Annotated in this window: 12 protein-coding genes; 8 read left to right on the forward strand and 4 right to left on the reverse strand. The window is 71.0% G+C overall.

The window, feature by feature from the left end; translation table 11 throughout:
* The first annotated feature begins 175 nt into the window (after nt 1-175).
* The gene (locus tag ACTWNK_RS07635) at nt 176-1786 is read left to right on the forward strand and encodes a cell division protein PerM (RefSeq protein WP_474303130.1); all 1611 of its coding nucleotides are present in this window, start codon (nt 176-178) and stop codon (nt 1784-1786) included.
* A gap of 18 nt (nt 1787-1804) precedes the next feature.
* Here ACTWNK_RS07635 and ACTWNK_RS07640 read toward each other — a convergent pair whose 3' ends face one another.
* Nucleotides 1805-2224, reverse strand: a complete 420-nt coding sequence (locus ACTWNK_RS07640; protein ID WP_474303132.1) for a hypothetical protein — start codon at nt 2222-2224, stop codon at nt 1805-1807.
* A gap of 79 nt (nt 2225-2303) precedes the next feature.
* Here ACTWNK_RS07640 and purN point away from each other — a divergent pair, with 79 nt between their 5' ends.
* The 3 genes from purN (at nt 2304) to ACTWNK_RS07655 (ending at nt 4789) form a co-directional block, all read left to right on the forward strand.
* Nucleotides 2304-2912 (forward strand): phosphoribosylglycinamide formyltransferase, encoded by a 609-nt coding sequence (gene purN, locus ACTWNK_RS07645; protein WP_474303134.1) that lies wholly within the window; start codon nt 2304-2306, stop codon nt 2910-2912.
* Between the two features lie 32 nt (nt 2913-2944).
* Nucleotides 2945-4486, forward strand: coding sequence for a bifunctional phosphoribosylaminoimidazolecarboxamide formyltransferase/IMP cyclohydrolase (gene purH / locus ACTWNK_RS07650; protein WP_474303136.1), 1542 nt, complete (start codon nt 2945-2947; stop codon nt 4484-4486).
* 123 nt (nt 4487-4609) lie between these two features.
* Nucleotides 4610-4789, forward strand: coding sequence for a hypothetical protein (locus ACTWNK_RS07655; RefSeq protein WP_474303138.1), 180 nt, complete (start codon nt 4610-4612; stop codon nt 4787-4789).
* Here the strand turns inward: ACTWNK_RS07655 and ACTWNK_RS07660 are convergent.
* The gene (locus ACTWNK_RS07660; RefSeq protein ID WP_474303140.1) at nt 4752-8939 is read right to left on the reverse strand and encodes a glycoside hydrolase family 38 N-terminal domain-containing protein; all 4188 of its coding nucleotides are present in this window, start codon (nt 8937-8939) and stop codon (nt 4752-4754) included. The genes ACTWNK_RS07655 and ACTWNK_RS07660 overlap by 38 nt on opposite strands.
* A 60-nt stretch (nt 8940-8999) precedes the next feature.
* Here ACTWNK_RS07660 and ACTWNK_RS07665 point away from each other — a divergent pair, with 60 nt between their 5' ends.
* Nucleotides 9000-9848, forward strand: coding sequence for a bifunctional methylenetetrahydrofolate dehydrogenase/methenyltetrahydrofolate cyclohydrolase (locus ACTWNK_RS07665; protein WP_474303142.1), 849 nt, complete (start codon nt 9000-9002; stop codon nt 9846-9848).
* 51 nt (nt 9849-9899) lie between these two features.
* On the opposite strand, the gene ACTWNK_RS07670 is transcribed toward ACTWNK_RS07665, so the two are convergent.
* Entirely contained in the window at nt 9900-10553 is a 654-nt protein-coding gene (locus ACTWNK_RS07670; protein WP_474303144.1) for an FHA domain-containing protein, read from the reverse strand.
* A 180-nt stretch (nt 10554-10733) separates the two neighbouring features.
* Between ACTWNK_RS07670 and ACTWNK_RS07675 the strand changes: the two genes are divergently transcribed.
* The 3 genes from ACTWNK_RS07675 (at nt 10734) to ACTWNK_RS07685 (ending at nt 13429) form a co-directional block, all read left to right on the forward strand.
* The gene (locus tag ACTWNK_RS07675) at nt 10734-11855 is read left to right on the forward strand and encodes a citrate/2-methylcitrate synthase (RefSeq protein WP_474303146.1); all 1122 of its coding nucleotides are present in this window, start codon (nt 10734-10736) and stop codon (nt 11853-11855) included.
* The gene (locus ACTWNK_RS07680; RefSeq protein ID WP_474303148.1) at nt 11852-12136 is read left to right on the forward strand and encodes a DUF3017 domain-containing protein; all 285 of its coding nucleotides are present in this window, start codon (nt 11852-11854) and stop codon (nt 12134-12136) included. Before ACTWNK_RS07675 ends, ACTWNK_RS07680 begins: the two co-directional genes overlap by 4 nt.
* A gap of 78 nt (nt 12137-12214) precedes the next feature.
* Entirely contained in the window at nt 12215-13429 is a 1215-nt protein-coding gene (locus ACTWNK_RS07685; RefSeq protein WP_474303150.1) for an NADP-dependent isocitrate dehydrogenase, read from the forward strand.
* A gap of 58 nt (nt 13430-13487) precedes the next feature.
* Here the strand turns inward: ACTWNK_RS07685 and ACTWNK_RS07690 are convergent, their stop codons facing one another.
* The gene (locus tag ACTWNK_RS07690) at nt 13488-14618 is read right to left on the reverse strand and encodes a saccharopine dehydrogenase family protein (RefSeq protein WP_474303152.1); all 1131 of its coding nucleotides are present in this window, start codon (nt 14616-14618) and stop codon (nt 13488-13490) included.
* Nucleotides 14619-14774: the final 156 nt, after the last annotated feature.

Raw genomic sequence — 14774 nt, forward strand, 5'->3', positions numbered from 1 at the left:
GAGGGGGGTGGTAGATGAGTTTGGCGTGGAAGGTTCCAAAAGACCAGAAAGTTGAGAGGTCAAGTTTGTTGACGGTTTCGGTAGCACCTGCTTGGTGTGACGTGTTAGGACGAATCGGACTCGCTTCGGCGCGGCTCAGCCGTACTTGACCGAATACTTGAGAACATCGACCACTGTGACGGCCCTTCTCGACCAGCTTCGGACGGCCCCCCGGACGGTCCTCAGCAAAATTCCAGGGGTCTCCGGCGACGACGACGAGACGCGCAGGCCGCTTCCCGTCTCGGGCATGCTCGCCGCGGCCTCGACCTTGGGCGTCGGCATGGCCGTGCTCACCACGCTCACCCTGATCGGCTGGATCGCCGCCCCACGAGGCACGTTCGGCTCAGGCCTGCCCGCCGTCTTCCGTACGGCGGCGCAGTTGTGGCTCGCGGCGCACCACGCCGGTTTCGCCATTCCCGGCGGCCGGGTCGGACTGCTGCCGCTCGGCCTGATGGTGCTGCCCGCGCTGCTGCTGTACCGGGCGGGGCGCTGGATGGCGCGCGACGCCGACCTGCGGTTGCGCCTTCCGGCCCGGCTGCCGAAGAACAGCCCCAAGGAGAAGGCGGACGCCCGTCGCAAGGCGCAGCTCGTCCTGATCGCCCAGGCCGGGATCTCGCTGGCCGCGCCCTACGCGCTGCTGGCCGGTGTGATCGCCCTGGTCGCGCGCAACGACGCCACCCAGCCCTATGTGGGCGAGGCGCTCGTCAGCCACTTCCTGCTGGCCTTCCTCATGGGCGTGCTGGCCATCGCCCGCACGATCGGGCCGTGGCGTTCGATGGTGCGGCTGCTGCCCGAACGGGTCAGGGCGGTCACCGTCGGCACGGCCGTGGCCGTCGCGCTGCTGCTCGCGGCGGGGCTGCTGCTGGTGCTCCTCGCCATCGTGCTTGGCTTCGACCAGGTACGCGACCTGTCGGACCAGCTCGCGCCCGGATTCGTCGGCGGCCTGCTGCTCCTGCTCGTCCAGGGGTTGTACCTGATCAACGGCGTCATCTGGGGCCTGGCCTACATCGCCGGGCCCGGCTTCGCCTTCGGCGCGGGCACCCTGGTCGCGCCGACCGGGGTGCAACTCGGCGACGTGCCGATCCTGCCCATACTCGGCGCACTGCCGGACAGCGGTCCCGTGCCCTCGTGGATGATGGCGGTGATCGCACTGCCGTTCGCCGCCGGAGCCGTGGCCGGGGTGGTCGTGGTGCGGATCGCGCCCTCGCCGTCGTACGAGGCGGCGCCGCTGTGGGGGTTCGTCACCGGTGTCACCACGGGCCTGACGGCGGGCCTGCTGGCCGCACTGTCCGGCGGGCCGATCCGCGACGGCAGGCTCGCCGCCGTGGGCCCCTCGCCATGGGAGGTCGCGCTGTCGGTCGGGCTGGAGGTGGCCGTGGCCGCGGGCATCTCGGCGGGCCTGGCCAACTGGGTCTTCCTGCACCGCGAGGCCAAGGCCGACAGAACCACCCCCGTACGCAAGGCGGGCGCCGCCCTGGCCAAGGCCGCGACCAAGGTCGGCCTCACCGACTCGTCGGCCAAGCCCCTGCCCGGCCACTGGATGGACGCCACCGAAGGCGACACCCAGCCCATCCCGGTCATCCGCGACGACTGGCAGGACGAACACGCGTCGGCCGAGGCCGAGACGCTGGCCCAGACCCGCACCCGCCAGGAACCACGCCCACCACGCCGCGACATCGTCGACGAGACCGACGACAAGGGCGGCCACGTCATCTACGTCGACCCCTACGCCTGGGACCGCGACTGATCAACCGGGTCCCCGGTGTCAGGGGCGCAACGGATCCAGCGACGTGCCGAGCGGCGCGCCGACCTTCTTCTCCAGCATGCCCTTGAACTGCGTGAAGCACTCGTCCTGCGCCACCACGGTGCCCGCGCCCTTGAGGCACTCGGTGTAGGCGTTGAGCTCGTCGCGCAGCCAGAACTGGCCGATCGCGATGAGCCCGGCCAGCACCAGGACGATCGTCGAGATGACGATCCCGGCGACGGCGGTCCCCTGGGGGCGCATCGCCTCACGCAGGACGGGCAGCGCCCGTATCCCCGACACGAGGGCGAACACACCCATGAACAGCCCGGCGAGCGGGAGCATGAACGTCATGGCGAGCGCCGCGAGGGACAGCCACATCGCCCTGCGCCCCGCCGAATCGGCGGGCTGCGGCCCTGCCGGTCTCTGGACCGGTGTCGTCACCGGACCTCCTCTTTCGTCGTGCGGGCGGCCGGGCCGATACCCTGGGCACCTACCCCTTACTGCTGAACGGAGTTCGCCCGTGGTGCGGCTTGTCGTGCTCGTCTCCGGTTCTGGGACCAACCTACAGTCCCTTCTGGACGCCACCGCAGACGAAGGCTACGGAGCCGAGATCGTGGCGGTCGGCGCCGACCGTGACGACATCGAGGGACTGGCCCGGGCCCGGCGTTCGGGGGTGCCCACGTTCGTGGAGCGGCTGAAGGACCATCCGGACCGCGCGGCGTGGGACGTCGCGGTCGCGGCGGCCGTCGGGGAGCACCGGCCTGACCTGGTGGTGCTGGCCGGGTTCATGAAGATCCTCGGCGCTCCCACCCTGTCGGCCTTCCCCGTGCTCAACACGCATCCCGCGCTGCTGCCGTCCTTCCCCGGCGCGCACGGCGTCAGGGACGCGCTGGCCTACGGGGTCAAGGTGACCGGCTGCACGATCATGCTGGCCGACGCGGGCGTCGACACCGGGCCGATCATCGCCCAGGAGACCGTACGCGTCTACGACGGCGACGACGAGGCCGCGCTGCACGAGCGCATCAAGACCGTCGAGCGAGGTCTGCTCGTCGACACGGTCGGCCGGATGGCCCGCGAGGGCTGGACGGTCACCGGCAGGACCGTACGTTTCGGACGACCCGGCAGATGAGCCGGGCTTCCATCGATCAGGAGGAACCCGCAGTGAGCCGCATCCCCATTCGGCGCGCGTTGATCGCGGTGTATGACAAGTCCGGCCTTGAGGAGCTGGCCAGGGCGCTCGACGCCGCAGGCGTGGAGATCGTCTCGACCGGCGGCACCGCCGCGAAGATCGCCTCCTTCGGCGTTCCCGTGACCAAGGTCGAGCAGCTCACCGGCTTCCCCGAGTGCCTCGACGGCAGGGTCAAGACGCTGCACCCCCGCGTGCACGCCGGTCTGCTGGCCGACGTGACCAAGGAGCACCACGTCAAGCAGCTCGACGAGCTGGAGATCGACCCGTTCCAGCTCGTGGTGGTCAACCTCTATCCGTTCGAGCAGACCGTCGCGTCCGGCGCTTCGGACGCCGAGTGCGTCGAGCAGATCGACATCGGCGGCCCCGCGATGATCAGGGGCGCGGCCAAGAACCACAACACGTGCGCGGTCGTCGTCGACACCGGTCGTTATGCCGAGGTGCTGGCCGCCGTGGCCGAGGGCGGCTTCACGCTGACCGAGCGCCGCAGGCTGGCCGCCCAGGCCTACGCCCACACCGCCGCATACGACACGGCCGTCGCCACCTGGTTCGCCGAGGTCTACGCGCCCGAGGGCGAGTGGCCTGCGTTCAAGGGCGCGGCCTGGCGGCACAAGGCCACCCTGCGTTACGGCGAGAACCCGCACCAGAGCGCGGCGCTCTACGGCGGCGAGCACGGCGGCCTGGCCGGAGCCGAGCAGTTGCACGGCAAGGAGATGTCCTACAACAACTACCTCGACGCCGACGCGGCGTGGCGGGCGGCGTGGGACTTCACCGACCCCTGTGTGGCGATCATCAAGCACCAGAACCCGTGCGGCATCGCCGTCGGCGCCGACGTCGCCGAGGCGCACCGCAAGGCGCACGCCTGCGATCCGGTCTCGGCATACGGCGGCGTCATCGCGGTCAACGGCGAGGTCACGGCCGAGCTGGCCGGGCAGATCGCCGAGGTGTTCACCGAGGTCGTGGTGGCCCCCTCGTTCACCGCGCAGGCTCTGGACGTCCTGCGGGCGAAGAAGAACATCAGGCTGCTGGCCTGCCCCGAAGGCCCGGCCGACCGCAGCGAGTTCCGGCGCGTCGACGGCGGCCTGCTGGTCCAGGCGGTCGACCGGGTCGACGCGCCCGGCGACGCGGTGCGGGCCTGGGAGCTCAAGGCGGGCCCGGCGGCCTCGCCCGAGGTGCTGGCCGATCTGGAGTTCGCCTGGCGGGCGTGCCGGTCGGTCAAGTCCAACGCGATCCTGCTGGCGTCCGGCCGTGCCACGGTCGGGGTGGGCATGGGCCAGGTCAACCGGGTCGACTCGGCGCGGCTGTCGGTGTCGAGGGCGGGCGAGCGCGCCGTGGGCGCCGTGGCCGCCTCCGACGCCTTCTTCCCGTTCGCCGACGGCCTTGAGGTGCTGATCGAGGCCGGGGTCAAGGCCGTGGTCGAGCCCGGCGGCTCGGTGCGTGACGAGGAGGTCGTCGCGGCGGCGGAGAAGGCGGGCGTGACGCTGTACTTCACCGGCACGCGGCACTTCTTCCACTAGGCATCGGCCGCTCGGGGTCACGGGACAGTGGCCTCGAAGGGAGATCGAAGCGGGCAGGGGCATGGCCGACGCCCCGCTAGGGTGAGGCACCACCTGTCCGCTTCTTCCCCCGGAGTCCCCCTTATGGTGTCGCTTGACGCAGTTCTGTATGCCTTCGTCACCGTGCACGGCATGGCGGCCAGCCCGTTCGTCCTCGTGCTGCTGGCCTTCGTCGGGGCCTATCTGGGTGGCAGGCTGATGGAGGTCATCCCGTTCACGCGGCGCATCATCGAGCGGCGTGAGGCCCAGGCGGAGCAGCGCTGAGCACCTCGATCGCCACCACGGGCGCGTACTGACAGCGTCCGAACCACATCACCTTCGCCAGCGCCCACCCCTGTCCGGGCCTGGCCTCCTGGGGCACGACCACGGGCAGCGCCACCTCGGCCGACCCGCCCGGGGCCACGGCGAAAGCGGCGCCCGGCTCGGGCAGCAGCTCCCACGTCCCCCACGGCGACGCCACCTGCACCTCACCGCGGATCTCCCCGTTCGTCCCGTTCGCCAGCCGTACGGCGAGCACCCCGCGCTCGCCCGGCCGCAACGCCAGCCGGGACGTGGCCGTGCGCACCGTGAGCCCGGTGCCGGGCTCGGCCCGTGACGAGGTTCCGGCGAGCTGGTCGACGGCCGGTGGCATCGGCCCGGGGGCGGGCAGCTGGGGCGGATCGCCGATCGCCACCGTGACGACGTCCTCGATGAGGTCGCCGCCGTACGTGGTCCTGGCGGCGACGAACCACAGCCCGGTGGCCGCCTCCCGCGCGGGGGTGACGGTGACGGCCAGCCGCGTGTACCCGCCAGGCTCCAGCCGGTAGGCGTGCGAGCCGGGCTCGGCCACCCAGCCGGGCGGCGCCTCCACCTCGACGACGCCCTCGCAGGAGGAGTCGGTGAGCTGCGAGGCCACCACTACCTCGACCTCGAAGGCCGCCCCGGCCGCCCTGACCAGGCCGGGCGACAGCGCGATCGACACCGGCAGGAAGCCGATCGGCGCGGGCCCCTTGTTGTGCAGCCAGTACCGGCTGAACACCGGCTGCACCGCCTCGGCCGAAGCGCCGATCTCCTCGCAGGGCACGGCGACCGGCACGACGAACGTGGCGACATCGGACCCGGCCAGCTCGATCGAGGCGGCATCGGCCCCGGGGCGTTCGAGCAGATCGGCCTGGCGCATCCCGTCGAGCGGCAGCACGGGCGAGGTCAGGCGCACACGGGAGCCGAGCCCCGTGGCCTCGGCCAGGCGGATCGTCACACCGTCCGGCGCCGTGACCCTGCCCTGGGCGTGCGGGTGCCCGGTGGCCTTGACGGTGCCGAGCAGCACGTCGCGGGCGGGCTCGACGCCGAGCAGCGAGTGGACGGCGGGCAGCGGGCCTTCGGCGGCGGGCACGAGCCTGGTGTGCAGGGGAGTGATGTGCTCCTGCCCGGCCGATGGAAGAGCCAGGGCCCGCCAGTCGCCAGGCCCGGCCATCAGCGCGTAGTCGAACGTGTGCGTCCAATGCTGCAGCTGGAACCCCGACCCGTCCGGCGTCGTCCGGCGCGGCGGATCGAGCCACACGCCTGACGGCCAGCCCGTGCACGAGCGCATGAGCGAGAGGTGCAGCGCGCCCGAAGGATCGACGGCGAAGCCGGGCAGCCCGTAGGTCAGCAGCGCCACCGTCCTGTCCTCGAGCACGTCGTGCCCGATGCCCGCGACCGAGGCCGGGCAGACGGCGCCGATCCTGGCCTGGGCCAGTTCGGCCAGGACCGGGCGGAGGTCGCCCGCCAGGATCAGCGCGGGCAGCGCCCGCAGGTCGCGCAGGTCGGCGCCCGGCCGCCACACCCGGGCCAGCGGCAGCCCGGCGGGCACCCAGACCCTGGCCGTGCCGCAGGCGTCGAGCTGACGCTCCAGCTCGGCCGTACAGGCGGGGTCGGCGTCGGCGAGCAGGGCGGCCGTCACCGGGTTCTGCCGTGGCCCGCCGAGCAGCACGCGGACGTCGGGCAGGTTGGAGTCCACGTCGAGCCAGCCGTACCTGGGGCCGGACGCCACCGAGGTCGTGGCCGTCACCCCCACCCTGGCCAGCGCCACCACCAGCTCACGTGCCGACGACGGGTCCGACGCCGTCACGACCTCCGCCACGCCGATCGCCCGCTCGCCCTCCTCGCCCAGCGACACCCGGGCCGTGCACGACAGGCCGAACCAGGTGTTGGCGGGGTTGTCCAGCGTCCAGGGATGTACGGCCGAGTCGACGTCAGGCAGGGCGAACCCGCGTGCGATCACCGCGCCCGCGACGTCGCTGACCGGGAGCGCGCCCGGCACGGCGGCCGGGAAACGCACTCTGAGCAGCCGATCGGCCCCGGTGTAGTCGAGCACACGGGTGCTGAAGCACACCTGCGGCGAGCCGCGCCACAGCGTGACGACCTGTTCGTAGCCGACCTCGCCCACCCGGCCGGTGACGACCAGCCGCTCGCCCAGCGCGCTGCGCTCGGCCCGTACCTCGGCGGGACAGTCGCCCGAGCCGATGACCGAGCCCGTCGGCGTGAGGTGCCACGGGCCTTCCCCCATGTCGGGATGCGAGGGGTACTCCCGGTAGAGCCGCAGCTCGTTGCCCAGGCCGGTGAGCAGCTCCCGCCCGGTCGCGAGCTCGACGACGGAGGTCAGGCAGCCGCCGCGCGCCGGGTCCGCCCGCACCCGGAAGTGCTCGTTGGCGATCGGCAGTGCGGGGTCGGCGGGCTGCCAGCCGTTGGCGGGGCCGCGTTCGACGGGGAAGGCGCGCCAGCCGGTGGGGGGCACGTCGCGTGCGGCGAAGGTGGTGAGACCGTCCTCCAGGACCGATGCCGTCCCGGCCGGGCGCATGCCTTCGGGCAGGCGCACCCGGGCCAGGCCGTCCCGGGCGAACGGCAGCGTGTTGGCCACGACGACGGCCTCCCGCGCCAGGCCGATCGAGGCGACCAGGGCGTCGAGCGCGCGGTCGCGTACGGCCGATGCCAGGTCGTGCGCCTCGCGCCAGCCGGTGAGCAGGTCGATGTAGACCTGGTCGGACTCCGAGCCGGTGATCGCGTCGTGGTGCGCGCCGTAGGCGAGATGCCGCCAGACCTTGTCCAGCCTCGCGTGCGGATAGCGGCCGAGCCCGAGCAGCGCGGCGAACACCGCCAGCCGTTCGGCGTCGAGCGCGGCGACCTCGGCGGCGCGCTGGGCCTGCTTGGTGTCGATGTAGGAGACGTCCTTGCCGGTGTAGACCGGGTTCATGTCACGCGTCTGCGGACTCCACGCGCCGCACTCGGCGCGTACCGCGGCGAAGAAGGCGCGCGGCGTCGAGCACACGAAACGCGGCCACACGTAGCGGGCGGCCCACCAGCGGTGCAGCTCGGTGAGCCACTTGTTGGGCGGCGTGTAGTCGGTGCCGACCGGCAGCAGCACGTTGCGTGTGGCCGCGACCGGCCTGAGCTTGACGAACAGCTCGTGCACGGCCTCGGCCGCGGCCTCGACGGTGTCGGCCGAGTCCATCCACCAGCCGGCCGAGTAGTGGTGCGGCATGTAGTGGGTCAGCACGCCACGGCCGGACGGCGAGAGCCACTCGAACTCGCTGGGGAACTGCATGAGCGTCGCGTCCTCGCGCGCCGGTCCGAAGTTGCGCTGGATCGGCCCCCACTGGTGGAAGGGCCCGCGCGCCCAGGCCGACGTGGCGAGCCCGGCTCCGGCCAGGTACCCGGGGAACTGCGGGTCGTGCCCGAACACGTCCAGCTGCCAGGCCGTCGACGGATCGCCGCCCAGCACGTCACGCTGGTAGCCGATGCCGTACACCAGGTTGCGTATCGTGGACTCCGCGCCGGTCAGGTTCGTGTTCGGCTCGTTGGCGGTGCCGCCGACCAGCTCCAGGCGGCCTTCGGCGAGCAGGGCGCGCAGATCGGCCCTGCGCCACGGCCTGGTGTCGAGGAACGGCTTGAGATAGTCGACCTCGGCCAGGACGAACCTGTAGTCGCGATCGCGCAACGCCAGCTCGACATGCGCCTCGACCAGCGCGAAGGCATTGTGCTCCCACAGCGGCCTGGTGCCGCCGTCGCCGCCGAGCAGCTCCCACGGCGAGGTGTAGGCGGCCTGGGTGTTCCACCACACCGGGTCGTAGTGGAAGTGCGAGACCAGATGCACCGTCCAGCCAGGCTCCTCCGCCCGCACCTCGGCCGGCACCCGCTGCCCGCCCGCCCGCACCACACACGGCGCCACCCGCCCGTACGGCCCCGCCACCACGAGCGGCGCCTCCACGGTGACGACCCCGGACCCGGCGGGGACGGTGACGGGAGCGGCCTGCGTGACGGCCTCGCCGTGCACGGTGACGGCGACGTCCCTGTCACCCCGCCGGGCGGTGACGCGCAGGATCTGGTGCGGAGCGCCCGGTGAGCCGGTGAACAGACAGGTGGACCTGGCGGAGATCAGGCGGAAGGCCTCGCTCATGCCTTCATTGAAAGACCTGTGGTGCCGCCGGGAAAGGATCTCGTGGAAGGATTGGCCGTCATGAGCGCAGTGAGACTCGACGGCAAGGCGACAGCGGCCAGGATCAAGGCCGACCTCACCACGCGGGTGGCCGCGCTCAAGGAGAAAGGCGTGGTGCCGGGGCTCGGCACCGTGCTGGTGGGCGAGGACCCTGGCAGCCAGATCTATGTCGCGGGCAAGCACCGCGACTGCGCCGAGGTCGGCATCGCCTCCATCCGCGTCGACCTGCCCGCCACCGCGACCCAGGCCGACGTCGAGGCCGCGATCGACGAGCTCAACGCCTCGCCGGGCTGCACCGGCTACATCGTCCAGCTCCCGCTGCCCCGCCACCTGGACACGATGGCGCTGATCGAGCGCATGGACCCGGCCAAGGACGCCGACGGCCTGCACCCGATCAATCTGGGCAGGCTCGTGCACATGGTCGACGCGCCGCTGCCCTGCACCCCGCACGGCATCGTGCTGCTGCTGCAGGAGTACGGCGTGCCGATCAAGGGCGCCGAGGTCGCGGTCGTCGGACGCGGGATCACGGTCGGGCGCTCGCTCGGCCTGCTGCTGACCCGGCGCAGCGAGAACGCCACCGTGACGCTCTGCCACACCGGCACCCAGGACCTGGCCGCCCACACGCGCAGAGCCGACATCGTCGTCGCCGCCGCCGGTGTACCCGGCCTGATCACACGTGACATGGTCAAGCCCGGCGCCGCCGTGCTCGACGTCGGCGTTTCCAGGGTCGACGGCAAGATCGCCGGCGACATCGCCTTGGACGTCGCCGAGGTCGCGGGGTTCATGGCGCCCAACCCCGGCGGGGTCGGGCCGATGACCAGGGCCCTGCTGCTCAGCAATGTCGTCGAGGCAGCCGAAAGGCAGCTCTGACGCGGATGTCACCCGGTGCGGCGGGCGGGCTCACGACGCCCGCCGCATGAGTTACGACGCGCGGCGGCCGGCCGCCGACGGTTGGGACTCCGTTGCGGCCGAGCCCGCCGACCGCTGTGGCGGCACGACAGGTGTGGGCCGCACCAGACCCAGCGCGACGACCTCGTTGGCCAGCCGGGTGCGCCGGTTGGTGCCTTCGGGGATCCTGAACTTCTGATAGAGCCGCAGCAGGTGCTGCTTCACCGCCGCCTCTGTGACGACCAGGTCGTCAGCTATCTCGCGCGCGGTGGCCGGGGCGACGAACGCCTCGTCCGACAGCGCTGGACGGCAGAGCGAGGTCAGGACGTCGACCTCGCGTCTGGTGAGTTCGGGTGCGGCGGCTCTGCGCAGCTCGACCTCGGGGGTGAAGTCCTCTCTGGGAACCCCACCGACCCTCGCCCTAGCCGCGCCGAAGGATACGACGTCACCGTCGTCGAGAACCCTCCGGGCGATCGGCCTGCCGTTCACCCTCGTGCCGTTGCGGGACAAGCCCAGGTCAACGACGTACAGGTATGGACCCCGCCTGACGAACTCGGCATGCAGGCGCGAGACGCTTGGATCCGTGAGCCGGATGTCAGCGCCACGACCTCTGCCGATCGTCGTGATCTCGGGGCGCAATGGGACCACCTCGCCAGTGTCCTCAATGCGTATGAACGGCCCCTCCACGGCAGTTCCTCCCCAGGTAGCCCGCCGTAACTATTACTACAGCTCCGGCTTACCCAAACGAGGGGATGGGGAATCTCCTTTGCCGTAAGGAGAATCCAACGTGAAATTGGTCTGGACCTCTGCGGCTGGTTTTACCTGCTCACAGGTAGACTTCGGACGAGATAAGCGGAGGAACATCACATGGCGGACAAGCCCACCAAAGGCCTGGCCGACGTCGTAGCCGCGTCAACAGCGCTCAGCGACATCGACGGGAAGGCCGGTCGTCTCTTCTACCGTGGATATGACATCCACGACCTGGCCGGCCGCGCGACGTTCGAAGAGACCGCGCACCTGCTGCAGTACGGCAGGCTGCCCACCGAGGACGAGCTGAGCGCCTACGGGGCCGAGCTGGTCAGCGGTCGCACGCTGGGCGCGCTGGTCGAGGCGAACATCCCGGAGATCGCGGAGAAGCAGGAGCCGATGGAGGCGCTGCGCACGCTCGTCTCGCTCGCCGCGGCCGACGACCCGGACAAGGACTCCAACGCGCCCGAGGCGAACCTGCGCAAGGCGGCGCGCCTCACCGCGCAGCAACCGCTCCTGGTCGCCAGGTACCACGCCGCCCGCACCGGGACCCAGGCGCCCGAGCCGGACCCCGGGCAGAGCATCGCGGCCACCTTCCTGCTGCAGATCACCGGCTCGGTCCCCACGCAGCGCGAGGTCGAACTGTTCGACGCCTGCCTGGTCCTGCACGCCGACCACACGATGAACGCCTCGACGTTCGCCGCCCGGGTCTGCGCCGCGACGTTGTCGGACATGCACTCGGCCATCGTCGCCGCGATCGGCACCCTGAAGGGCCCCTTGCACGGCGGAGCCAACGAGCAGGTCATGAAGACCCTGCAGTCGATCGAGCCGGACCAGGTCGCCCAGGTCGTCGGCGACAAGCTGGCCGCGGGCGAGAAGATCATGGGCTTCGGCCATCGCGTCTACAAGACCGAGGACCCGCGCGCCACCCACCTGCGCCGCATGTCGCAGGAGCTGGCCGAGGTCAAGGGCGACGACACCTACTACCGGATGTCGAAGGAGATGGAGCGGGTCGTCTTCGAGACGAAGGGCCTGTACCCGAACGTGGACTTCTACGCCGCGTCGGTCTACCACTACCTCGGCATCCCCACCGACCTGTTCACCCCGGTCTTCTCGATCAGCCGCATGTCCGGATGGACCGCGCACGTGATCGAGCAGCACGCCGACAACCGCCTGATCCGCCCGGACAGCGAGTACATCGGCGAGCGCGACCAGAAGTGGAAGCCGATCACCGAGCGTTGAGCGACAGCACACGGGAGAGCTGGGGACCGTACCCGCTGATCATGGCGGGTGCGGTCGCAGCCGTGCTCGTGAGCGTGCTCATCGACGTCGAGTGGGGCGGATTCGCCCTCGGCGCCGTGCTCCTGATCGCCGCCGCCCTGCGCTTCGCCGGGTACGGCGGGCAGCTCGCCATACGGTCGAAGAAGGTCGACGTCGTGGTCATGAGCGGGTTCGGTCTCGCCATGGCGGTCACGGCGTTGTTCCTGGAGTACCCGGCACTCAAGTCGCTCATCATCCGATGAACCGGCGTTGAAGGCCATCCGATAGCCTCGATCGGCCAGTGAGCCCTGGCCAGTTGTATGTCATGAAGGGAACCCACCATGCCCAAGATCAAGGTAGAGAATCCCGTAGTCGAGCTTGACGGCGACGAGATGACGCGCATCATCTGGCAGTTCATCAAGGACCAGCTGATCCTTCCCTACCTCGACGTCGACCTGAAGTACTACGACCTCGGCATCGAGCACCGCGACGCCACCGACGACCAGGTCACGATCGACGCCGCCCATGCCATCAAGCAGTACGGCGTCGGCGTGAAGTGCGCCACCATCACCCCCGACGAGGCGCGGGTGGAGGAGTTCGGCCTCAAGAAGATGTGGAAGTCGCCCAACGGCACGATCCGCAACATCCTCGGCGGCGTCATCTTCCGCGAGCCGATCATCATGTCGAACGTGCCGAGGCTCGTGCCCGGCTGGACCCAGCCGATCATCATCGGCCGCCACGCGTTCGGCGACCAGTACCGTGCCACCGACCTCAAGATCCCCGGCGAGGGCACGCTCACGCTGACCTACACCCCCAAGGACGGCTCGGAGCCGATCGAGCTCGACGTCTACGACTTCCCCGGTGGCGGCGTCGCGATGGCGATGTACAACCTGGACGAGTCGATTCGCGACTTCGCCCGCGCCTCCATGCGCTACGGCCTCAACCGCGGTTACCCCGTCTACCTGTCGACCAAGAACACCATCCTCAAGGCCTACGACGGCCGCTTCAAGGACATCTTCGCCGAGGTCTTCGAGAGCGAGTTCAAGGCCGAGTTCGAGGCCGCCGGAATCACCTACGAGCACCGCCTCATCGACGACATGGTCGCCGCGGCGCTGAAGTGGGAGGGCGGCTACGTCTGGGCCTGCAAGAACTACGACGGCGACGTCCAGTCCGACACGGTCGCGCAGGGCTTCGGCTCGCTCGGCCTGATGACCTCCGTCCTCATGACCCCCGACGGCCGCACCGTCGAGGCCGAGGCCGCACACGGCACCGTGACCCGGCACTACCGTGAGCACCAGAAGGGCAAGCCCACCTCGACCAACCCGATCGCCTCGATCTTCGCCTGGACCCAGGGCCTGCAGCACCGCGGCAAGCTCGACGGCACCCCCGCGGTGACCGAGTTCGCGCAGAAGGTCGAGCAGGTCTGCGTCGAGACCGTCGAAGGCGGTCAGATGACCAAGGACCTCGCCCTGCTCGTCGGCGGCGACGCCAAGTGGCTGACCACCCAGGACTTCCTGGCGGCCCTCGACGAGAACCTCAAGAAGAAGATGGCCTGACCTCCATCCCTTCCCGGCATGTGACGCGGGGCCGTCCACCGACGGCGGTCCCGCGCCGCTATGCCCGCAGCCTGAAGGTGAGTCCCGCCGCGCGCAGGCGGCCGGTCAGCGCCTCGCCCATGGCGGTGGCCGTGGTGAGCTGGCCCGCCGTGTCGGGCAGGTCGTCGAAGGCCAGGCACAGCGCCGACTCCGCCAGCATCGTGGCGGTCTCGCCGTAGCCGGGGTCGCCGCCCGCCACCTCGGTGATCACGCGTTCGCCGCCGCCCTCGCCGACGAAGGTGACCGTGAACCAGCCGCGTGCCCGTTGCTCGGCCGTCGGTCCCTCGCCGGGCCGCAGCCGCCGCAGCAGCCACTCGCGCGTGGGCGCCATCCGGGCCAGTCCCGCCACCGCCGCCGTGCCCGCGACCAGGCCGGCGGCCGTCGTGAGCCGCCTGACCGCCACGTGGTGGCGATAGTCGAAGTCGGGTCCGTAGCGTTCGAGCGCCCGTGCCGACCTGCCCACGATCTGCGCGTCGATCGACGGGAACGGCAGCGCCCACCCGCCCACGTACCTCACCGATCCCGGTCCCGAGCGCACCTTCCTGCCCTTCGGGCGCGGCTCGGCGCCGCGGCGCGCGGCGGCGGCCTGTGCCATCTGGCGTGGCCTGGACAGGGCGGTGAGCGCCGAGTGGAAGGTGCCGCCCGACGGCCTGCCTCCGGCCCTGACGAACCCGGAGATCCGCAGGGGCACGCCCTGGGGCAGCAGGCCGACCGTGTACAGCACGCCGAGGTCGTGCGGGACGGAGTCGAAGCCGCACGCGTGCACGATCCTGGCGCCGCTGGCGAGTGCCCGGGCGTGGTGGGCCACGTACATCCGGTCCACGAACTCCGGCTCGCCCGCCAGGTCCACATAGTGCGTGCCCGCCCGCGCGCACGCCGCCACGAGCGGCTCGCCGTACGTCAGGTACGGCCCGACGGTGGTGATCACCACGCGGGCCTGCTCGGCCATGGCCTCCGGCCGGTCGGCGTCGGCGACGATGTAGGGCACGTCGATCCCCAGCCGCTCGCGCAGGGCCGCCAGCTTGGCCCGATCGCGCCCGGCGACGGCCCAGCGGGTGCCCGGCGGGCAGTGGGCGGCCAGGTAGGCGGCGGTGAGCTCTCCGGTGAAGCCGCTGGCCCCGAAGAGCACGATGTCGTAGGCGCGATCCATCTCCTGAGGCTCCCCTCCCGAGCCCGGCACGGCAAGCACCGAGAGCCCGTATCTACCCGGCATGTCAGGGCGAACTGTGACGTCACGAACCTTTAACAGTTCCCTGAGAACTTCATGAGCAACGTAAAGTCTTCTCGTCAGGCTTGATGGCGACGT

Source organism: Nonomuraea sp. IBHARD001, from assembly GCF_056106265.1.